Annotated in this window: 1 rRNA gene; it reads left to right on the forward strand. The window is 44.9% G+C overall.

Features of this window, described 5'->3' with window-relative positions:
• Positions 1 to 131: 131 nt before the first annotated feature.
• A 16S ribosomal RNA gene (locus tag WFO64_RS22435) occupies positions 132 to 225 on the forward strand; the annotation flags it as partial.

A 225-nucleotide genomic window follows, 5' to 3' on the forward strand; every position in this document is an offset into this window, starting at 1 on the left:
GGGCACTCGCAGGATTGATATCAGCGTCTCCGGACGTAAAAAATATCAAGTCTCACGAGTGAACACATAATGAAATTCATTATGACGTTTTACAGATGAGCACCGCTTAACTTGTTAAGCAAATCAAACTTAAATTGAAGAGTTTGATCATGGCTCAGATTGAACGCTGGCGGCAGGCCTAACACATGCAAGTCGGACGGTAGCACAGAGAGCTTGCTCTCGGGT

Origin of the sequence: Pantoea sp. AS142, from assembly GCF_037152305.1 — a bacterium.
GTDB lineage: Bacteria > Pseudomonadota > Gammaproteobacteria > Enterobacterales > Enterobacteriaceae > Pantoea.